General features: G+C 45.8%; 13 protein-coding genes and 1 pseudogene. 11 read left to right on the top strand and 3 right to left on the bottom strand.

Annotation, left to right across the window (positions count from 1 at the left end; translation table 11 throughout):
* Window positions 1-255: 255 nt before the first annotated feature.
* The 6 genes and pseudogenes from FGT79_RS28530 to FGT79_RS28505 all read left to right on the top strand — a co-directional run bounded on the left by FGT79_RS28530 (window position 256) and on the right by FGT79_RS28505 (window position 7,113).
* On the top strand, window positions 256-2,625 hold the full coding sequence (locus FGT79_RS28530) for a polyprenyl synthetase family protein (RefSeq protein WP_171056499.1): 2,370 nt from the start codon (window positions 256-258) through the stop codon (window positions 2,623-2,625).
* A 62-nt stretch (window positions 2,626-2,687) separates the two neighbouring features.
* Window positions 2,688-3,050, top strand: a complete 363-nt coding sequence (locus tag FGT79_RS28525; protein WP_138756262.1) for a DUF423 domain-containing protein — start codon at window positions 2,688-2,690, stop codon at window positions 3,048-3,050.
* A gap of 234 nt (window positions 3,051-3,284) precedes the next feature.
* A pseudogene (locus tag FGT79_RS32680) lies at window positions 3,285-3,731 on the top strand (ChbG/HpnK family deacetylase); the annotation flags it as partial.
* Between the two features lie 67 nt (window positions 3,732-3,798).
* Window positions 3,799-5,397 carry a helix-turn-helix domain-containing protein gene (locus tag FGT79_RS28515; protein WP_138756236.1) on the top strand — a complete coding sequence of 533 codons (1,599 nt, stop codon included), beginning with the start codon at window positions 3,799-3,801 and terminating at the stop codon, window positions 5,395-5,397.
* Between the two features lie 89 nt (window positions 5,398-5,486).
* Window positions 5,487-6,530 carry an ABC transporter substrate-binding protein gene (locus FGT79_RS28510; RefSeq protein ID WP_138756235.1) on the top strand — a complete coding sequence of 348 codons (1,044 nt, stop codon included), beginning with the start codon at window positions 5,487-5,489 and terminating at the stop codon, window positions 6,528-6,530.
* A 22-nt stretch (window positions 6,531-6,552) separates the two neighbouring features.
* The gene (locus FGT79_RS28505; RefSeq protein ID WP_138756234.1) at window positions 6,553-7,113 is read left to right on the top strand and encodes a nitroreductase family protein; all 561 of its coding nucleotides are present in this window, start codon (window positions 6,553-6,555) and stop codon (window positions 7,111-7,113) included.
* 135 nt (window positions 7,114-7,248) lie between these two features.
* Here the strand turns inward: FGT79_RS28505 and FGT79_RS28500 are convergent, their stop codons facing one another.
* Window positions 7,249-7,878 carry a YfbR-like 5'-deoxynucleotidase gene (locus FGT79_RS28500; protein WP_138756233.1) on the bottom strand — a complete coding sequence of 210 codons (630 nt, stop codon included), beginning with the start codon at window positions 7,876-7,878 and terminating at the stop codon, window positions 7,249-7,251.
* Between the two features lie 504 nt (window positions 7,879-8,382).
* Between FGT79_RS28500 and FGT79_RS28495 the strand changes: the two genes are divergently transcribed.
* From FGT79_RS28495 to FGT79_RS28475, 5 genes are all read left to right on the top strand, one after another.
* Window positions 8,383-12,306, top strand: a complete 3,924-nt coding sequence (locus FGT79_RS28495; RefSeq protein WP_138756232.1) for an S-layer homology domain-containing protein — start codon at window positions 8,383-8,385, stop codon at window positions 12,304-12,306.
* Between the two features lie 356 nt (window positions 12,307-12,662).
* The gene (locus FGT79_RS28490; protein WP_138756231.1) at window positions 12,663-13,349 is read left to right on the top strand and encodes a hypothetical protein; all 687 of its coding nucleotides are present in this window, start codon (window positions 12,663-12,665) and stop codon (window positions 13,347-13,349) included.
* A gap of 125 nt (window positions 13,350-13,474) precedes the next feature.
* A complete protein-coding gene (locus tag FGT79_RS28485) occupies window positions 13,475-14,083 on the top strand; it encodes a TlpA family protein disulfide reductase (protein ID WP_138756230.1) in 609 nt (202 codons plus the stop codon).
* Between the two features lie 158 nt (window positions 14,084-14,241).
* Window positions 14,242-16,053 carry a sensor histidine kinase gene (locus FGT79_RS28480; protein WP_281286041.1) on the top strand — a complete coding sequence of 604 codons (1,812 nt, stop codon included), beginning with the start codon at window positions 14,242-14,244 and terminating at the stop codon, window positions 16,051-16,053.
* Window positions 16,034-17,185: a response regulator gene (locus tag FGT79_RS28475; protein WP_138756228.1), complete on the top strand. Its 1,152-nt coding sequence runs from the start codon at window positions 16,034-16,036 to the stop codon at window positions 17,183-17,185. Before FGT79_RS28480 ends, FGT79_RS28475 begins: the two co-directional genes overlap by 20 nt.
* Window positions 17,186-17,288: 103 nt before the next feature.
* Here FGT79_RS28475 and FGT79_RS28470 read toward each other — a convergent pair whose 3' ends face one another.
* Window positions 17,289-20,771: an S-layer homology domain-containing protein gene (locus FGT79_RS28470; RefSeq protein ID WP_171056498.1), complete on the bottom strand. Its 3,483-nt coding sequence runs from the start codon at window positions 20,769-20,771 to the stop codon at window positions 17,289-17,291.
* A gap of 586 nt (window positions 20,772-21,357) precedes the next feature.
* Entirely contained in the window at window positions 21,358-22,737 is a 1,380-nt protein-coding gene (locus FGT79_RS28465; protein WP_171056497.1) for an outer membrane protein assembly factor BamB, read from the bottom strand.
* Window positions 22,738-22,841: the final 104 nt, after the last annotated feature.

The raw sequence follows: 22,841 nt of genomic DNA, 5'->3' as shown, positions 1-22,841 counted from the left end.
GATAATCGGACAGCTTGGAGGTGTTTTTTGTTTGGGAGCAAGAGTAGGTTGATAAGTAAATAGGAAGGAAATCATAGAAGGTGGTAAAATGGTCATACATAACAGACTTCAACCAATTGAATTCGTAACCTAAAAATATTTTGTCCGTATGTAGAAGAAGATGGTTCGACGAGGAAAGCTTGCCCATTAGTTACAGCTCATGGAGAGCCTCGTCCTCACATTATTATCATAATAGAAGCTGAGGTCATACAACGTATGAATGAGGAATTAATAGTCCATGCCGATACCTGTTATCGACATGCTGAGCTGAAGGCCGCCAGCTACTTTGCCACGCTTTATGAGCAGGTTATGGAAAAGTCGTATGTACCGGCCTTGTCACAAGATTTTCAAGCTTGGAAACGGGATCATGTTCGTCGTCAGCCGTGGCTTTCTTTTCTATCGCGGGGCAAAGGAACGCAGGGTATAGGGGATTATCACCTATCCATTCAATGGCTGAAGCATACAGGAAAACTAGATGATTATGTGAATCGAAGCGTTTCTTATATGTACATGAGGGATCTGGGTAAGGCGATAAACACACCAGCTACGCAGGCAAGAATTCAGAAGGTATCCGCGGATGTGAAACATCGTTTGCTTCATTCAGGAGATCAGCCAGCGTTTATAAGTTTGGCAGCATTATATAGATGGGCGCAGAAGGAAGGCGTTGAGACTGCCGTTATATGGGTCATCGATAAGCTCAAAGGCGTATCAGCTCATATTCCAGAGGAAATGAATCCCGATCATGCGCAGCGTAAACTGATTAAGATTATTGTGGGTGTTGTCCTGCATGCAACAGAAGAACTAGCCTTGGAGGAGTCGCCTGCGATGCGCTCCAAGGCACTTGATGAAGCGATCCGACTCGGCTACTCTTATGGACTGACCTATCCGTTTATTGACGATCTTCTGGATTCACAGGTGCTCACTGCTCAAGAGAAAGAGCAATATTCAGACCATATACGGACGGCTTTGCTTACGGGATCGGTACCAGCAATAGGAGAGTGGTCCGGAGCTAATAAAGCGATGATTCAATTTGTAAATGCGGAGCTCCGAGAAGCGTTTGAGTATATTAAGCAGCATCAGCGTTCAGGGACACTAACGCTGTTTTTCGAGCAAACCTATGTGTTTTTTCATTCTCAGGAGCTGGATCGTGCCAAAGTATTGTCGAGTGCCACTTACACCAACGAAGAACTATATATCCCGATTATTTTAAAATCCGCTTCTTCCAGGTTGATTGCTCGTTCTATTATTCGCGCGACTGAGGATGAGGGGTTCGAGAATCGTACTTTCTATTATGGCATCTACAATCAGCTGGCTGATGATTTTGCAGATTTGTTTGATGACCTGCAAGACGGGGCAGTAACACCCTTCACCTACTATTTAACCTATCGCAATCAGCGTTCGGATCTGATTAACCCTTTTGAATTATATTGGACTGTTATTTCACATTTGCTGCATGATGTGTATCAATCCGATCCCAAAGCCCGTGAGGTTATTCTTGATCGTGCCATCAATGGTCTAAAACGCTGCAAAGCACGTATTGGCACTGAAAAGTATAATAGCGTGATGGCTATATTCGCTGGAGGAAATCCGGCGTTTAATCGACTTATTCAGCAGATAGTGCGAAAAGCAAAAGATGTGGAGTTTCTGGATAAGCTGCTGCGGGATCAATTAATTACGATTCTGAAGAATGATCGAAAAGAGAAAGAGGATTTTCTAGCGACGATTCATACAGCACGTGATCAGATTAACAAGACATTGCAGATCGCTAGGCCAGTAGGCATGCCATCAATGAAAGAGACATTAATCGACGCGGCCAATTATAGTTTGCAAGGAGATGGAAAACGTCTACGGCCCATATTGACTTGGGTTATGGGTGTACAACAATATGGACTGGATGCGACAGCAATCATCCCCTTATTACGCTCGCTAGAGTACATGCATACGGCGTCACTTATATTCGATGATTTGCCGTCGCAGGATAATGCCTCTACCCGAAGAGGACGCCCGACGCTCCATCAGGTGCATAACACGGCTGCTGCGGAGCTGACGGGTTTGCTGCTCATTCAGCGAGCGATTCAGGAACAAGCCTCGCTTGCTTCCTTTGATTCCAGAAGCGTACTTGCTCTAATGCAATATTCGGCTCAAAAGGCAGAGGATTTGTGCATGGGGCAGGCGATGGATCTCGACGCCAAAGGCAAAGCATTGACACTGGAGCAATTAAATGAGATTTGCTATTATAAAACGGGCATCGCGTTCGAGGCGGCCCTCGTTATGCCCGCGATTCTCGCCCAGGTTCATGAGCAGGAAATGGCTAGGCTCAAAACCTTTGCTTACCATGCAGGTATCGCTTTTCAAATTAAGGATGATTTGCTTGATGTGGAGGGAGATGAACACAAACTCGGCAAACCCGTAGGTAATGATGCAGCAAACAATACGTCCACCTTCGTAACCGTTCTAAGCCGGGAAGGCGCTCAAAAAGCAATGTGGGAACATTACTGCCTTGCCATGGATGCGCTGGATGAGCTGCCGCGACCGATTCCGTTCTTAAATCATTTATTGAGTTACTTCGTTACCCGAGACCATTAGACATTCCTTTTGGATTCAGCAGTCTAGATGTACAAATTTCAAACAAAGTAAGGAGCTTTATGATGCAGACGTTTATTGTGCTAGGAAGTATAATGATGGTTTTGGCCGTTGCTATTGGTGCGTTTGGCGCACATGCGCTGAAGAGCAGGATTACGCCTGACAAGCTGAAGGTGTATGAGGTAGGCGTACAATACCATATTGCACATGCGTTAGGTTTAATTCTAATCGGCATACTGGTAAGCCATTATCCAGATGTCCAGTTGATTAAAACGGCGGGTTGGTTTTTGGCGGCGGGAATTGTGTTGTTCTCAGGAAGCTTATACGTGCTGAGCTTGGTGAAAGCGCGGTTTCTGGGTCCACTGACGCCACTTGGCGGGCTTTGTTTTATGATTGGGTGGGTACTTGTTGCAGTAGGTGTGTTGTAGACGACTTTCTCTTTTGTAGCACAGAGGCTGTCGACGTGATAATTTATAGCCTATACAGACGAATAGGGATACAGACACATGAAAGTGTTTGTATCCCTATTGCTGTCTCATAATAGATGGATTTTCGTCAAACAGGAGGAAATGCGATGAATCGAAGGTTGGGCTATGCGGCTAACGATCGACTGCGAGTGGTGATTTCCATAGAGACAGCGTAGCCATAGAAACAGCGTAGCCATAGAAACTAACGCTAATTCTGAAGAGGTACGAATTGAATTAGACGCTCAAATTCAGGCTGCTGTATCCATGGGCATAGAGCCCACTCATCTGGATAGCCATGCCGGAAGTGTTATGGGCTTAAACGGTGGTCGGGATTTTTTGGAAGTGACTTTGGATTTGTGCGAAAAATATCGTCTTCCTCTCAATTTGCCGCTGCATATCGTGGAGCAGCCCTTCCTCCATCACGCGCAAAAGAAGTTGTTTCAAAAAAGAATCGACTCGGCTAGAAAACGTGGTATTCTGTTGATTAATGATATGATTTCACTTCCATATGATCTTAATCCGTCTGAGGAGTACAAGGATAGGAAAGATCAATTTATAGCGATTATAAAAACTATAAAGTGCGGCATAACACAACTGACGGTTCATCCTTCCATACGAACAACAGAGCTGAAAGCAGACATGAGTAATGGTGATGCAAGAGAAAAAGCGGATTGTCTAAAGGGGATAGTGAAAGGAGCGGGAAGACAAGATGAAAGAAACAGACAGATTATATTCGCTCATAGGTATGCAAACCGTCCATACAGACGTTACAATGCGCGGCCTCCAGCAATCAGACCATCACATGCTGATTGTAATAACAAAGGGAAGCGGAGAGCTTGTCGTTAACGGTCAGCCGCTGGCTGTGCATCCCGCTCATGTACTGGTGCTCTCGCCGAGAGCCAGTTGGAGGATAGACGCAAGGGGCAACCAGCCGCTGGTATATAATCAGCTTGAATTTGAGATATATGCGGAAAGCGAAGATGGTGTTCTCCGTCGCGAGAGCGAGAGAGAAGAAGAGGAGCGAGCCGTATCATTGCCTGAAGCGCCTCAGCTGGCCCGAAGGATAAGCAGCATTTGGGACGGTAATCGATGGGATCGCATGCAAGCCAATATTTGTTTTCAAGAGCTGCTGTTAGCTGTGCGCAAGCGACTAGAGCTAGAGCAAAATTCGGAGCCAGAGCAGCATTACGATCAAGCTCATGAGAGCATTCAATTAACCAAGCTGCACATGAATGCTCATTTCCACAATAGTCTTACTCGAGAGCTGCTGGCAGCAATGGCAGGCATGAGCGTCGCTCATTATTCTCGACTCTTCAAGCGAATTGTAGGTCAAGGGCCGATGGAATATTTGAATGAAGTGCGTATTGCGCATGCTGGTGATCTGCTGCTGGGTACCGAGCGTACGATTAGAGAAACAGCTAATAGGGTCGGTTACCAAGATGAGTTTTATTTCAGCCGTAAGTTCAAAGCCGTTACAGGCTTCTCTCCTACTGTGTATATGAAGAAACACCGGATGTCATCGCGCATTGCTTCAGCAGCTATTCCCTATACCGGTCATTTGCTAGCGCTTGGCATGCAGCCCTTTGCCGCACTAGTCAATCCATCACAAGAGCCAAATGCCGGGCTGCAAGCTACGATGGAAGTGGGTTATGGGCAGCCTGATCTTGACAGGCTTTTGCTAGCAAGACCGGAGCTAATTATTAGCTTTGAACGGGGGGATTACGCAGAGCCGGATAAGGCGGATCTATTCCGGCATATTGCCCCTACCTGTACCGTGCCTTTCCACGGAGAATGGCGTGACCATCTGCGTATAATCGGTAGGGCAGTGAATCGTACCGAAGCAGCAGAGTTATGGCTGGAGCAGTATGAAACGCTCGCCGAACGCTCACGTGCTGCTGTAAGAGAAAAGATTGGTGACCGGACTGTTGCGGTTGCGCAGTTCGAGGCCGGTCGTTTCCAATTATTCGGCAGCCGCAACTTAGGTACCGTTCTCTATCGCGATCTGCAGCTGACAATGCCCAGCCAATTAAACGAAGTATCTCATTCTCGCATGGTGACCATTGAGCAGCTTGTAGAATACGATATTGATCATCTCATTCTATTCACCGCTAGTGAAGTTCAGCAACGCGAGGCTCTAAGGCATGCCTTGACCACTCATTCGGTTTGGCGTGAACTGAAAGCAGTAAACAGCGGACATATTTATGATCTTGGAGCCTCACGCAACTATTCATGCTACACATCCGTGTCTCATGATTTGTTTTTGCGCCGGATGACAGAATTGTTCATGAGCCAAATGTCCATGCGCTGAGCACGCTTATCCATGGCTTTGGTAAAGACGTCTGCCTATAATAAATAGTGATAATGATTATCAAAATCACATTGGAAGGCGTGTAGCACATGTTGTCAAACATAAGTTTATTTAACCAAGTAATAAGACGGGGGGCCGTCATTCTCTCCATGCTGCTGCTTATCGGGTTGTTGGCTGGCTGTGGCACCAATGAAAATGCTGCAAACCAGGCTGCTGCAAATACGGCTGAACAGGCAGGCTCACCAACGGCTGCGCCAGATGCCGAGTCTCCATCCGCTGCTGCTGATGAAACTCGAATCATTAAGACGGTTAAAGGAGATATTGAGGTACCGCTCCATCCTAAGAAGGTAGCAGGCATGCTTTATGTTTTCGCTGATCATTTGCTTGCTCTAGGTATTGAGCCGCATGCGATGGTTACTTACAATGATCTTGGATTTCCTGAATATTTGGCTGACCAGATGAAGGATACGCTAGTGATTGGTTCGGGCGAAGCACCTAATTTCGAAGCGCTGCTCCAAGCGGAGCCAGATCTTATTCTGGCATCGAAGACACTGAACGAAGCGAATTATGAGCAGTTGTCCAAAATCGCACCCACTATTCTTTTCGATAATGAGAATGAAGGTGATTGGGAACGATTCCGTGAAACAGCAGCCGTATTCGGTATGGAAGCGGAAGCTGATCGTATCCAAGCCGAGTACAATACGAAAGTAACGGTTGTTCATGACAAGCTGGCTACTGCAGCACCAGACGAAACGGTAGCTTTCATGAGGGTACAGGATAAGCAATTGCAGCTCATCCAGCCAAGCGATAACTTTACGTTGTTTGGAGCGCTGGGTTTAACACCTGTATCGGTTGAGGGCATTGATTTCAAGGACTCATGGAATGTTCCGATCTCAGCAGAAGTACTGCCTGAGCTGAATCCAGATCGTATGTTTATTATTCTTCGTCCTGGAGACGAGAATAAACTTGCACTCGATCATATTATGGAAACGCCGATCTGGACCTATCTGAACGCGGTTAAGAATGAACGGGTTTATATCGGAGATGCGAATCTCTGGTTCGCTGGCTTCGGACCGATTGGGCTTAGCAAAGTTATTGACGAAATTGCAGCTTCCTTCTCGCTGCAGCCTTAGTCGTTATGATAAGGTGGATGAGATGAATAAGGTCATAGAAACCATTCGCATGAGAAGGACGATTCAAGATTTCGATGGCAGGCCGCTGTCGAAGGAAACGCTGCTAGCTTTGCTGGATAACGCGATATGGGCGCCATTTCATTCTAAGAAAGAGCCGTGGCGGTTCATTCTGTTTATGGGTGACGGAAGACGTGTTTTCGCCGAGGCAGTGCTGAATACGCGGCAGCCGGAATTCGTAGCGAAGCATGGTGCTCAGATGTTAGAAGCATACTGCAGTGATACACCCGCTCATCTGATTGTTGTGATGAGGGCCGATCTGCCTCAGAAAGCATGGGAAGAGGCCTTTGCGGCAACGTCGGCGTTAATCCAAAATATTCAGCTGCTCGCCTGGGAACAAGGAATTGGAGTGGTATGGAAAACAAGTCCTTATAACGAGAGCCTTGTTTTCTTAGCAGCAGTAGGTGTATCACCAGAGGAAAAAGTGGTAGGCACATTGCATTTGGGCTATTTCAGCCCGGATGCAATCCCAGCACCTAAGCCTCGTACGCCAGCATCAGAGCTGCTAACAATCATTGAAGATTAAATGTACAGCGTACCTTCATGGAGGTGCGCTGTATAAGATAATGGATCATTCCGCTGCACCGTTATTGAAGGAGTTCGGTTACAATGCTTCATGGAGCTGCTTGAGCGGGGATTAAGGTTGAAGGGGAATCGATCGTTAAAGCGCCAAGGCTTCCTTCGTAATCTTTTGAATATCGACGTGGCAATTAGAGCTATCATTCACAATATCGGGCAAAATATGCTTCAAAAAGTAATCGACGCAGTGCAGCTTTATTTTTTTGATTTTGACAAGCGCTTCACGGTACATAACGACAAATTCTTTCTCAGTATTGCCTCTTAGCAATTCAGTAAGCGCCTCGTAAACTTGATCCAATTTGTCCGCAACCTCAAGAATAAGCCCTTCAATGGAATCATCCTTGCCCTCGCGCAGCTGTCTGCGGAAGATAGGCTTAAGCTCTTCAGGAATATTCTCTTCTATAAATAAAGCAATCATGCCTTCTTCTACCTGCTGCAGCATGCCGCGGAGCTCCATAGAATAATGTTTCACCGGTGTTTTGATGTCGCCAATAAAAATTTCACCATAATCATGGCTGCTCGTAATTTCGTAAAGCTTCTTCCAGTCGATCGTAACGCCGTTGCTTTCTTCAATATCTGCCAACGTTTTGGCGTATTGTACAACCTTCCATGAATGAGCGGACACGCTATGCTCTTCAAATTTGAATTTTCCAGGGCAGCGAATAATGCGTTCAAGATCGTTAAGCGATTGAAAATACGTATGAATTCCCATGAAGAGCAAATCCTCTCTCTATTTCAAGTATAAGATGTGACACTACAGCTAGTATAAAGCCCATTTGTTAATGGACGATTAATCAATTTGACGGTAAATGTAAATATACGAGTGCTAATCGAGCATGTAATCAAACAGCAAATAAAAATTAATTCCGACTAATCTGATGTGAAATGCGTAAAAATCATTGACAGCGAGCGGAATAACGCTTTATGATGGTTGCAGGGGATGAATGATGAATCCTTTCGACGGATAATTAAAGAGCACAATAATCAACTGGTCAACCAGAGATTCGATGCAGGCGCAAGCGCACCTGCTACGAATCTCTTTTTTTATCCACATAGTCTATAACAAGGAGGGGCGGCGTCATTTGCAGAGGTTGCAATAACGTTCTAACACATACATAAGAACGTACGAGAAATGTACTCACACTCACATAATAGGAACTGCATTATTTTTCATCGCTTTAATTCCAACTATTCTGATAGGTAGAGGTGTATAAGAATGAAAAAGGCAATAAAATCAAAGAAATGGATCGCCTTGCTGTTGTCTGCGGTAGTGGCTTTGCCGGTTTTTGGGGCAAGCAGCGCGGTTGCAGCTCCTGAACCAGCAGGAATTAGCGCTACACAGGACTATTTCGGATCAAAGTATGAAGCACTCGCAGGTAAAGATCATGTATTCGAAACACTCACGTATTACGAGCTCGATTATTTGCTGAGAAATGCTACGAATGGAACGGAGCCTGCTCCGGATGATAACTATATCCTTCTATTTGGTGGATCATGGCAGCCTGAGACGCAAGCCGCTATCGGTTATATCAATGATGTAGCCAAGGAATACGGAGTGACGTCGATCAAAAACTTCGATACGAAGCTGGACGGACCAGACGGCTGGGTGGACATTGCGAGGCCACAGGAACCTAATTATGAAATAGATACAGGGGGTACAGCTACAAACCCAAATACCGCTGCGTCTGCTGCGCAAAATAATAAAAGCTTCAGTATACGCTATGTCGATTTGGCCGCTCGTTATTTGAAAAATCTTAACGGTGTGACAGCAGGTAATTCAGGTAAACTAGCGTTTACTTACACGGGTGAAGGTTCCCCGGGTGCGCAGGAAGTAAATGTCGTGGACTCCCCGTTCCTATTCATCTATAACAAGAACAATAAGGATGCGGAGGGCAAGCCGACCCCGATTATTGCTTCCCTTGAGGGCATTAGCAGCGCTGGCAGTCTTGCAGCTTTGCAGAACGGCAGCGGAGCAGATGCATACAAAACAGCGCTTCGCGGTGTGTTCGATAAAATCTCGCCAGCAGGTACAAAAAATGCGAATTACAAAGTGCTTACGAACCAATCTTACATTTCTGGTTCATATAACGAATTTAGAACAGTGTCAGTTTCTCCTAGACCGGCCACACCAGTCATCTTTAGCAATGAAGATCCTAAAATCGTCATCGATTCGGTGACGCTAGATGAACTGAAATTTACACTTTCTTCGGAAGGCACACATGCCCTGCTTATTGGCTGCGCTTGGTGCGGTGATACACAAGGAATTGTAAAATACGTAAACCAAGTAGCAAATGAGTACGGAATCGAGAAAGTGTACAACTTTGATGCCAAGCTCGATGGCGGGATCGGAAGCTCACCTGGAAATGCTACCAATCCTCGTCCAACATGGGGTGACACTAGTGGTACCAACTTCCTTCACACAAGACAGGATTCGTGGAGTATTACACCGATTTATGTGAATTTGGTTAATGAATACTTGCAAAACATTATTTCCGAAAATACAATTGCAGGTACTAAGATTAACTATTATAAAAACGCCGCAGCGAAAGCAAATAGTACACCGACTACTGCGAGCAGAGTTCAAGCTCCATATGTATTGGTGTACAACAAGAATAATAAAGACGCGAATGGTAACCCGGCTCCAATCCTTGGACACGTGGAACTTATGGGGTATTGGAATGCTACGCATGATAATGCCAATGCCAAAAACTTAAAAGTAAACAGCTTGAGAACGCTTTTCTCACGTACAGAACTTACACCAAGCGGATTGACTGCAGTACCTCCGACCACTGAAGGCGGCGAGGACGCGAAGATTGAAGGAATTGCTAACGTAACGACAATAGGCGGAAGCCAAGTTATTGCGACCAAGTCCTTGGAATACAAATTAAAAGATTCGAACGAGGAATATACACCTGTTCCATATAAAGCAACAGAAGAATTGTTGGGCACTTCAATTACTGGTTTAAAACCAGGTGTGTATGAATTCCGCTATGCAGCTAAACCAGGTTTTCACTCAGAAGCAGACAATTTTACAACTGTAAAATCAGAATTGTATGCTCCAGGTCCAGTAGTAGAGATCATCGTTCCAGATTTCCAAGCGGCTCCGACCAATCTAACTAACCTGCCACCTGAATCAGCTTCAGGCCAAGGTGAAATTGTAAGCATTGTGAATGGTGAGGAAGTTGCTCTTCCAGCTGGACTTGAATATAAGCTGAAAGGCGCTCCAGACTCGTCATACGAACCTGTAACAGGCGATTCGATTAGCGTTGAGCCAGGCCAAGAATATGTTGTACGGTTTGCTGCCAAAATAGAAAACGGCATTACGTATGCTCCAAGCGCCTTCGTTACTTTGTATGCTCGTGGCTACAAGGAGCTTGCGCCTCCATCGGCGCTTAGTGCTGTACATCCGTCCACGATTGCGAACGATGATGGACAAATTGATGGCTTGACAGCGGGTGTCGAATACAAGTCCGAGTACACATTGGAGTACAAAAAAGGGAATGGCACGGAAGATGTATACGTCACTGTACCAGAAACAGCAATTAGTGCTGGCAAGCTTACAGGTCTGACTCCTGATCTGTACACGGTTCGTTACGCAACCTATGAAGACTTCAGCGCAAGCCCGGCTGTTGAGCTTCGTATTAAAGCAAACGTGGCTGCACCACAAGGGCTTGCAGGTGTAGCGCCAACCAACACTTTGCAAAACAGTGGTAAAATTACAGGCGTAAATGCGGGATTGGAGTATCGCTCCGTTAATCAATCCACTTATCAGCCTGTGACGGGTACTGAAATTACTGGGCTGCTTATTGGCGGCTACGAGGTTAGATATAAAGAAACGCTGACCACACTGCCAAGTGCAACGGTTACCGTTATCGTTCCGGAATATGTTGCACCACCAACAGGAGGCACTGGCGGCACTGGTGGAGGTAGCGTCGGCACAACGACTCCGGACAACATTACGCAATCCGGTAATACAGTAGTCGCTACAGTCGCTTCCAAAGTGGATGAAGCTTCCGGTACAGCTGTTGCATTGGTACCTGCAGCTACTGTGACTGGTTTGCTGGATAAAGCAAAACAGGCAGAAGCTGAAGGCAAGAAAGCCGTTCTAGAGATTAAAGTGGAAGATTCGGAGCAGAAGAGCGATATTCAAGTTACCGTTCCGAGAAGCGCGTTCAACGGGCTCGTATCTGGCGCAAATGCTGAATTGAAAATTACAGTGGGGATTGGTTCGATTACGTTCGATGCGAGCACACTGAAATCAATTAGCGCGAACAGTGATTCAGGCGATATCAGCTTTATTATTTCGAAATCAGAGCTTGCGGAAGAAAACAAAGAAGTACTTGGCGACCGCCCGGTATATGACTTAACGGTATTCGCAGGACAATCAATCATTACTACTTTCGGCGGCTCTAAAGTATTCGTTTCCTTGCCATATACATTGAAGGCAGGAGAAGATCCAAATGCCTTAATCGTCTACTATGTAACGGATGAGGGCGAACTACAAGTGATTAGAGGTCATTACAACAAAACGAACGCTGCAGTGGAATATGCAACAGAGCATTTCTCCCAATACATTATTGGATACAACAAAATTGATTTCTCTGATGTTGCTGCATCGGCTTGGTACGCACCAGCAATTAACTTCTTGGCAGCACGGGATATTACAAGCGGAACGGATGCTTCACATTTCAGCCCGAACGCTACTGTAACCCGTGGACAGTTTATCGTATTGCTTCTGAATGCTTATGGCATTAAGCCTGATGCTGAAGGAGCAAGCAATTTCGCAGATGCAGGCAGCACGTATTATACGGGTTATTTGGCTGCTGCGAAGCGTCTGAACATTGCAAACGGTTTTGAAGGGAACCGCTTTGCGCCTGACCAAACCATTTCTCGTCAGGAGCTATTTACGCTTCTGCACAGAGCGCTAAGCGAGATTGGAGAGCTGCCAGCTGCACAAGCGGGATCAGCTTCACTATCCAGCTTTGCTGATGCAGGTAATATTTCCGGCTATGCGGATGAGGCGTTCAAAGCGCTTGTTGACGCAGGTGTTATCTCCGGAACGAATGGCAAGCTTCTTCCAGGCCATGTTTCAAGCAGAGCCGAAGTAGCTCAAGTGTTGTATAACTTGCTGTCTCGCTAAGAGCGGCAGCTATAACTGTATTCGAGAAAGGAATGGGCAGCCGTAGGCTGTCCATTCTTTCCTTCATGAGGCGATGAGATACAGTAATTTGGTTTCGAGTATTAAATCCGATTAAATCTATAGGAAAAACATTAAAATGATTGACACCTGTCTGATGTACTCATACAATAAGATTATAAGTTTAACGCAAGGCTCTTTAATGGCCTTGAGGTGAAATAATCTACTGGACCACCAGAGATACAATGAGAGTGCGAATTCGCACACGCTTTGTGTCTCTTTTTTTTATGCATACTGATTACTGCAGATAAGTTCTACTACTAACATGCTCATGAAGAGCGAAGGGATGTTTGTAAACGATGAAAAAGCTATCTTTGTTCATTATTATTGCAGCCGTAGCCATATTGTCCTTAACCTATGCTGTTGTATCTGCCAATAAGAAAGTTGACGAAGGAAAGTCGGAGAACGGCAGCGCTGTCGTTGCGCCGGCAGTAGTGAAGGAAGCAAAACCGCAGTCAGCGCCTGTTAAGGCAGCGGAAGTACAGCCAACTGCAGAAGCTAACCGTACTGAGCCAAGTGAGCCAATTGCATCCGAAATTGCAAAGCCAGCAACAGCGGCGGCAGTTGTTCAGGAAGTGAAGTCAGAAACGTCTGTTATAGCTAAGGCATTGGAAGCGAATGTAGAGGTGAAATCACCAGCAGCTGATAATCAAGCTTCGAGCAGCAATGCTAGCAAAGCAGCCGTGCAGCCGAAAGCAACGAATGCTCCAGCAGCAATTGCTCCTGTTGCCAAAGAGGAAGTTAAGGTTGCTGCTGCCCCTGTTGTTAAGGAAGTAGTTAAGCAAGAACCAGCGGTTGTTGCTAAGGAAGCAACTCAGCCAGTTGCACCAGCAACTGCTCCAGAAGAAACGAAAAAATCCATTACGGTCGCGAAGAAGCAAGAAGTTAAAGTTGTGGTACCTGCTGTCACTACTCCGTCCTCTTCTTCCTCCTCCTCCTCGGATACGTCTTCGTCTTCTGAAGAATTCTGTGAAGAGGGCTGCTAATCCATTAGCAAACGCACTTGAGTTGGGGGCGGTCATTGGACTGCTCCCTTTTCCATACTTACATTCAGAATGAAGGGCAATCAGTCGCTTTAATAGCGTTCTCGATTGCAAAAGGAGTACTCGACATGAGAAAAAATATTTTAATAGGAGCCTCCGTCATCGTGCTGTTCCTGTTTGCGGCGTATGCAACGAATCAATACAGCATTAGCGGCAAAGAGGAAAGTGAGCTTCCGCAGCCCACAGTAGAGGCGAGTATAGTGAGCGAAAGCCCTGCTTCAGCTCCAGTAGTCAGCAGCGTTCCCGTTGAAACGGCTGAGCTAGAGGATGCAATCGATTTTACGTTAACTGATTTGGATGGGAATCAAGTCAACCTCAAAGATTTGAGAGGCAAAAGTGTATATTTGAACTTCTGGGCGACATGGTGCAAGTGGTGTAAGAAGGAACTTCCCGATATTAACAAGGTGAATGGCTTATATAAAGACGAGAATCTGGTTGTACTTACTGTAAGTGTTGGAGAGAAGCAGGAGCTTGTAAACAGCTTTATGCAAGAGCATAGCTATGAGCTGACAACGCTGCTTGATCCAAGTAAGAAGGTAGCGCAGGATTATGGGGTCAGCGCCCTACCGGTATCTATATTTATCGATAAGAATGGTAAGATTGCGCATCGAAAGCTTGGCACTATGTATGAGGAAGAATTAAAAAAGGTCATTGACGGGCTGCTGCTAAGCAGCTAGCTGGCTGGCTGCCGTAGGGATATCCTCCCTGCGGTTTTTTTGTGCGATCTGCTAGTGTTCTGAAAGGTTCTAGAAGATTTACAAGGATTATGAATAATTTTGTCGAATGTTAGACAGATCAGAAGTAGGGAGGAACCGTCGTGGATACAAGGCAGTGGATGTCAATACTATTATGTTTTGCCACGGCGCTCATGTTGTTCGTGTCCTTTCTGTCCTATCGGAAACGCCATCTACAGGTGGCGAGGACGATGATTTATATGATGATTACGGCTTCCTGTTATTCGCTCGGCTATGCGTTCGAGCTGGTAAGTGGAAGCTTGAGCGGCATAAAACTGTCGCTTCAGATTGAATACTTGGGTATCCCCTTTGTCTCCGCATTTTGGCTGCTGCTTGTTTTTCAATTTACTGGACTTGGGGTACAGTATCGAAAGTGGCTTTCCATTCTTGTGTTTTGCATTCCGATAGCAACGTTTCTTCTGCATGTCACCAATGATTGGCATCATCTTATCTATGAAGCCTATATACCGAACCCGAATGAGACGATACCCTTGTTTATTACGGTAAAGGGACCTTGGTATGCCGTACACGCCATTTACAACTATACGATTCTGCTGCTCGGCATTCTGCTGTTTATTCCGATGTACCTGCGGGCACTGCCAATTATAAGAAAGCAGATTATTGTTTTGATTCTAGGTGCTGGGGCTCCCATGCTGTTCAACATTGCGTACATGTTCAGCAAAGTTATCGACCTCACTCCATTTGGTTTTGCGATATCAGGTCTCGTCTATGCATGGGGTATTTTCAGGTTCAGACTGCTACGCTTAACGCCACTGGCCTACGCCAAAATGTTCGATACCATTCGTGACGGTGTTATCTTACTGGACTATGAGGACCAAATCGTCAATTATAATCATGCAGCTGAGGAAGTATTTCCAGAGCTTGGGCAAGCGGACAGTGTTCCCGCGCTAGGCAAGGATGTGCTCTCGGCATGTCCAGATCTACTTGATCGAATTAGCGACGCAGACTACAAAGATAATCGTTTCCCTCTACAGCGTTTCCTTCATAATCGACAATGCTACTTTGTGTGCAGCTTAACTTATATTTATGACACTGGAAATATACCCATCGGAAAAATGTTGATGTTTAATGATATCACGGAGCTAAAGGAAAATGAGGAACGGCTTCGCGAAAAGTCTGAACGGTTATTACGATTGAATACGTTTAAGGACAAGCTGTTCACCGTAATGGCACATGACATCCGGGACCCGATTGCTTTGCTGGTCAGCTTGACGGAGCTTCTGGGTGAAGAGCCGGCTGACAGCGATATTGCTAGTGCTGAGGTATTCCAAGAAATTAGGCGGCAAGTCCGGGGTACGTTTCACCTGGTGGACAACTTGCTTGATTGGTACCGCAGCCAGAATGGGGAGGTTGCTTTCCGTCCGATTTCATGGAATCTACAGCAGGTTGTAAGGCAGGCGCTGTCACTCGCCGGAGCAAGAGCCGGCATGAAGAACATTCAAATTGTGGAGCATATAGACGAGCGGTTTACGGTAAATGCGGATAAGGAAATGCTGGATCTAATCTTTCGCAATTTGTTGTCAAATGCCATCAAGTATACGGATATCGGAGGCGACATTAAGCTTAGCGCTTCCATGGCGGACAATCAGGTAACGGTATCTATAAGCGACAATGGGAGCGGGATTGATGAGGAAACAGCTGAGCTGTTGCGTCATGATGATATGTTCTTCAAGGAGCCGGGCTTTGCAAGCAAGGAAGATGGGGGAGATATGAGGTTTGGGCTCGTATTGACTCGGGAGTTTCTACGTATGCATGGCGGAAGCCTGCGCTTCGAGAGCTTGTCAGGACAAGGAACTACTTTCTTATTCACGCTACCTGGTACAGCTGGGAGTGAAGGAATAAAAGAACGTGAAGGAGCGGTGGTGAGAGCGAATGAAAGTTATACTCATTGATGATGAGCCTGTCATGCACTTAATTATGCGGAAGATGCTGGTGAAGTATCCTGAACTGCAGGTGGCGGGAACGTTCGCAGATACGCATGCTGCCTCCTCGTTCTTAGATAGCAACAGCGATGTGGAACTTGCGTTTGTGGACATCTCTATGCCAGGTGACAGTGGCCTAACGTTTGCCGCTAAGCTGGATGAGGCGGGCTGCAAGACTCAAATTGTGTTTGTTACCTCACACAAGGATTACGCTTTGGAAGCATTTGAGCTGTCCGTGCTTGATTACTTGGTAAAGCCGGTGACTCAGGAGAGGTTGGAGCGAACCGTTAACCGCGCGCTTGAGAGTAGAAAAACCGTTCAGTTGCCGCAGCCAGCAGACGCTGCCACTCCAAGCAGCAGTCGAATCAGTGTTGCGACACTTGGCGATTTTTTTGTTAGAAATGAAACAGGGCGTGTAAAGTGGATTTCCAGTAAAAGTGCAGAGCTGTTTGCTTACTTGCTGCTAAATCGCGGTAAATGGATTTCGCGCTCCCGTTTAATCACGGATATATTCGCAGGAATGGCGAGTATGAATGCCGAGAAGTATTTGAATACGACCGTATACCAGCTGCGTAAGTCGCTCGAGCCAATCGGGCTTCGGGAGGCGATTCGATCGGAGAATGATGGTTATGCGCTTGAGCTGGAGGGTGCTGTTATTGACTACGAGGAATTTGAGCGCCAGGTAGATAAGCTGGGCAGTATACATGCAGACAATGTGGAGGAAGCGCTAGCTGTTGAACGGCTGTATACGGGCGACCTATTCGGAAGCAAAGCGTATGTATGGGCTATTTATGAGACGGATCAGCTGGCTGAACGCTATTCTGTTTTTGTAAGAGATTTAGCTGCAACGCTGCTTGGTATGCCCCATACAGCCGCCGCCTCCAAACTGCTGCTCAAGCTGCATGCCCGTAATCCGCTGGATGAACCCGTTGTCGGGCTGCTTATGAGGATGCATGCGCAAGAAGGCGAAAAAAAACGGTTAACCGCCCAATACACCGACTATGTGAGACTACTTAAGCGAGAACTTGGCATACGTCCACCCCAAGAATTGTTAATGCAGTATGACTCCCTTATAAGAGGCTTATCGGATGGGATCAAATAAGTATTTGTTTATTCGCTTGAGGATGTCTACTACAGGTGGTTATGCGTTTAAATGCAAAAAAGCTGTCTCCCATGGAGTCGTCCACGGGAGGCAGCTTTTTTAATTAGATAAGCTTAGAAGATTGAAGCAATCGTGCGAACATGGCCGCAGCCTGTGCTCTGGAAACTTGCTCGGTTGCATGAAGGCTGCCGTTGCTGCCTTTCATAATGCCGCGATCAATCGCTGTCGCCAAGGATGCTTTGGCCCAGTCGGCGATTTCCACGCTGTCATTGAATGCCGCTAGAGAAGTAGTGATCTCCTGCTCGCTTAGCTGTGCAGCAGGATCCGCCAGCTCGAGTGCACGCGACAGAATAGCTGCTGCCTCGCTGCGAGCGATTGGTTGGTTTGGCTGGAAAGAACCATCTGCATAGCCAGTGATCAAATGATACTGAATAGCCGTACGAATCGAAGCGGCATACCATTGCTCTGCTCCTACATCGCTTGGAAGCGCTCCTTGTTCCTCTACTTGTAAACCAAGCGCACGGATGGCAATTGCAGCGAACTCTGCCCGTGTTACAGATTGGTCAGGAGCGAAGGATTTCTCGTTCAAGCCATTTACGACTAAACGGGAAGCCATGTCGTTCACTTCCGCTTCACTCCAATGTCCTTTCACATCTTCAAAACCACGTGGATGGTAGATGACAGAATACGTACTATTCGTCAAACTGTTAATAATAGCAAAATATTGTTCTCCACGTTGTACCACTTCGGTTGGCACATGCAGCAATAACCCAGATTTCGTAAGAACGACACCTGTAGTAATGCGGGTAGGATCTGTTCCTACAGGAAGGGCAATTTCACGTTTTACATATTGGCCAAAGCTATTTACTTCGACTTGCTTATCCCCTACGCTTGCCGTAATTGTGAACTCTACCGGGCTAACAAGGTTAGTTGCTCCGTTATTTTTGGCAGCCTGCTCAATTGCAGTGGATTGTGCGCTGCTGCTATCCGCAATCTCCAGACGTAAAGTAAGCTTGCTTATATCATTGCCTGCGCCTAGCTTTTCTGCCAATGCTTTCAGTTGAAGCAAGGCAGCTGGAATGGAGTAAGAAGCCTTATCGGTTGTAAGCTCCAGTAACGCTCCGCGGCTCTCAAGCAGCTGTAGAATTCCGCCATTAATTTCACCGATTACAGAGGAGTAGCTGCCTGTTACCGGAATCGTTACTTTTTTGCCGGGCTCTTGATCAAGCTTCTTCTTCAGATTGTCTTCTATTACTTTGATGACTGCTTGTTTGCTGGTGCCGAAAGCACTTTCTTTAATAGTTGCGAGTGAAGGCTGTTTGATGCCGTCAATGTAAACATCAAGCTGCTTATCTGCAGTTACGGTTGTAACAGGAGTAGAACCGTTTCCAGTATCGCCGCCACTTCCGCTATTACCGCCGTCAGAACCACCATCAGAACCGCCGTTTCCAGTATCTCCATCGCCCCCACCATTGTCGCCGGGAACTTCTGTTTCACCGCCACAAGATGGGAATTGTGCTGGTACTTTGTAGCGAAGTACGGATGTAGCCGCGTTAAATTCAGCTGTTAAGCCTCCGAACACATAAACGTAGGTTTCGTTGCCTTCGATTAGGGTTAATGCTGTAGAATGAAGACGAGCTTCAGGCATATTAGCCAGACAGCTCCACTTGCCACTTGACGTATGGAACGCCGTCACAGAGGATTGTGGTACATTTGATGTGTCTACAGAGGCGCTGCCGCCAATTAGCATAATCGTGCCATCCGGAAGAGCTGCTGCCGAGGCACCTACGCGTCCGGCATATCCAGCTGCTGGACTTTCCAGCTTTGTTACAGTGTTTAGAGCCGGGTCATACACCTCGACATCATTATAAATAGTAGGACCAAAAGATCCACCGAATAGATAGATGTTATCGTTAACGACTGCGGAGGCAATAGCCGCTTTATTTGCGGCAATTTGAGCCGTTTTTACCCATACGCCATTATTTTCGTCAGGCGTATATTTGAGAATGTCTTTGGAGACTGTCATGCCAGAGGCGCCGCCAATCATATAAAGGCTGTCACCTGCAGCGCTTGCTGCTACATATGCTCTGCCTGTATTGCTGCCGTCGGTAGTAGAGGACCAGTCAGGCAAGGCTGTCCAGACTTGCGAATTCAAGGGTGCAATCTTGTGAAACAGTGCATAATTGGAAGAGCTGATGTATCCGCCCATTGTATAAATTTCGTTGTTTAGAACGGCCATGCCATAACCGTTTGCAATTGTAAACTCATCATCGTTGTAGGCATATTTGGCTAATTCAATAACCTCATCCCACTCGGAGTCATTTTGATCATAGACATAGAGCACGCTGCGCGCAGGGACTTCATTAGTAAGGCCTGCAATATAGAATTTACCGTCCAATTGAACAGCCTTCTCTAGCGTCTTTAGCGCAGAAGGCCAAGCCATATCGTCCATTTCCTGCCAAGTGTTAGGCTGCTGCTCGATTGGCACCTCATCTACCTCTGGACCGCCAACAACGAGCAAACCCTCTTCGCCGACACCGACAACTTGTGTGCCGTTCCATGCGGCGGATTCAATGTTTATATCTTTGTCACTAAAAGATTTGTTAAGCCAGTCGCTGCCGCTTATCGATTCCAGAATCGTTAAGTCACTTCCGAGCGCGACATAGCGATCTCCAGCCCAAACGGCTGTACGAATGTTTTCAGACGTAACCTCATAAGTGTCCGTATCTGAATGATAGACATTGCGATCAATCCAGCTACTACCCGGTCGCTTATTAAAAATGGTACCTTGTCCGCCTACGAGCAGGTAGCGTTGATCATTCCATGCGAGCTTATAAATAGAGTTGTTGCCAACGTATTCATACTCCCAGTCCTGCATATTCTGTTTGGCTACAAGTCCTTCGGAAGCGCCGATTAGAATTTCTTCGTCTTTGCCCTTAATAATGGTTTTTACTGTTGTATCGTATTCCGAACTGGAATCGAGGTCATATTTGAGCGGAAGACGCGCTTGCCACAATTCACCATCATTTGACTGAAGAATGATACCGCCCTCACCGCCAGCCCAAAGGACATCGTCGATGACCGTTACTTCTTCCAAGTCAAACTCTTCGTCGTTATTTATGAATGGGTTATCTATATTTTCTGGTATAACAACTGAAGCATCTTTCGTGTCGTAGTCTAATACGGCAATGGACATTTTTTCGCCAACAGCAATATAACCGTTTCCAAATTTAACGACCGAATTGAAATCAATGCCGTTTTCTTCAAAGCTTTCCACATGATCGATAATCCAATTGTTCAAATCTTGTGAATAAGCAATGGCACCATTATCGCCGACTGCCAAATATACGTCTCTCTCGCTGTCATACAGGACATCATTGTAATCCAAATCTGTACTGTTGCCGATTGCGCCCTCCGTGTAGCTCCATACCCAATCCACCTCAAGTGATGCCTCTGCTGTGGGTGCTGGCCATATGCCAATGTTGCCGGCAACCAATACAGCCATGCCTGTTGCAAGCAGTCGTTTCCAACCCTTCATTGATCTGCCTGCGACGTTATTGTGCTTCTTTGTTTCTCTTGTGTTCATTCCTGCATCCCCCATCTTGTTGAACATATTCCAGCTTATTCGACATAAGTCTGGCTTACTCGACAGTATAACAGGGCGGTTCTGAACATATTCAAAACATTCGTATCATCAAAGATGGCTTTCGTATGAATGAAAATCAGGAAGTAGGTCGCTTCATGCGAAGTTCGCAATTATAATAATGTTAATAGATGCGTAGGTACAGCATGATGTACCCATATAATCAGACTGGATGTCATGACATGAAGTTTTCAAAGAAGCAAACCTTATTGGGAATTGCGCTTAGCCTATTTGCCCCTTACCTTATCTTTCTACTTTCCGGGTATATGATTTCGAAGCCGGCTGAGGATTTTCAGTATCAAGACAGTTACTTTATCGTTTTCCATTACACATGGCTTGTTCATCTGATTGGAGCTTTATTCACATTTTTGCTGTACTCGATCTGCATCTTAATAGTAAGAAAAATACGGAAAAAGTAAGACGGTTTATATTTTTAATAGGGGTAGCATTATGCTTGGATGAAAAATTATAGTTTCTTAACTACGGAGCAGTAGTTTATTATCGCAACTGCTCCCTAGTGATTGCTAAATTACTTTAAAGCAGCAGGTAATTTAACTCCTATTAGTTTGTCAGGCGTCTGTATGATGAGGAATCCATCTTCTTTAAATAGATTTTCATATTGACGCGCACCTGTTTTCACCCGGAACTGCGGTTTGCCTGAATCGAAATCGACCGCGTGCAGGATGCCATCCGTCTGGGCCATATAAACACCTTTTCCGTAGACCACAGTTTTTGCAGACGGGTTATCCCCAGTCCAGCTCATGTATTGTCCGTTTACCTTTTTTATACTGAAGAGTGCACCATACTGCGTATTACCGAACAAAATACGACCGCGGTGAACTTTATTAAGTGGATATGAGCTAAGATCAAAGTGTGGCTTACTATAAGTCTGCAGCGGTTTGCCATCCGGTTTATAATTTTTAAAATCATACCTTGCTATCGTTTCATTTTGATGGATATATAAATCATTCCCATCCAAGTAGGTTTGGGTACGAGTATCATTGTCTATGCTAGAACCGTCATTTACATTCCAGCGGTAAATACGACTGCCTTTTACTTCACCGGTTTTTACATTAATGACGGTAAATGTAATACTGCGCTCAGTATCTTCATCTAGGGGTTGATTATTATTTTTAATGAGGTACGCTAGTCCTCCTTCGATCTTGAATGGGGTGTCTTCATTATTCATACCCCAAAGAATCTTTCCCGTTTTCTTATCGATGGCATTAAGTTGACGAGTGGTTTGAGCTGCTTCATACATGGTAATGTTGCGTAATACGACATCTCCTGCATCCATGATTCCTAAACTAGCGTAATAGGCTTGTTGTGGATCGGTCGTTTTTGGGGACCAAGTGTTTACCCAAAGCTGCTTTCCAGTCTTCACATGGACCGCAAATGTATAATTATCTATGAGGGCATATAACGTATCGCCGAAAACTTCGATAGCGTTTGGGTTTTCAATCCGGACGCTCGACTGCCAAAGCTTCTTCCCACTTGTAGCAGAAAGGGCATAGAGACTCCCGTCACTTAAAGTTCCGTAAATATTTCCCTCCCGATAGACAAATGTGGGACGCATGATATCTATCTCATCTTTAAAAGTCCAAACGGTCTTTCCCGTCTGAGCGTTCAAAGCGATTAGCTTCCGATCTCTTAACGTAAAAATCTTGCCCTCACCCGTTGTTGTATAGTTAGAAGTAAGATAATAGTCATCCCACTTATCGACTTGTGCGGACCAAGTTGGCTGGACAATCGGTGTCTGAATTCCTACGTTACCTATACCAATGGATATAACAGGTTTCTCAGCATACACGTGGCTAATTCCTATATTACCTGCTGGTTGTCCAATTTGAATCGCAATGAGTAAGGCAGAAGCAGTAAGAACGGTCCGAAGAATCAATTTTCTTTGCATGGATGAACCTCCTCTAATTTCCATATATTCACTTTACCTCATTATAAACGGACTGCTCAAGAAAAGGTTGCCACCATTCAAATGGAGTTCTCAATGAAATAAAA

The sequence above is a fragment of the Paenibacillus sinopodophylli genome (assembly GCF_005930355.1).
GTDB lineage: Bacteria > Bacillota > Bacilli > Paenibacillales > Paenibacillaceae > Pristimantibacillus > Pristimantibacillus sinopodophylli.
The sequence above is the reverse complement of the archived record's forward strand: the minus strand, read 5'-3'. Positions and strand labels throughout refer to the sequence as shown.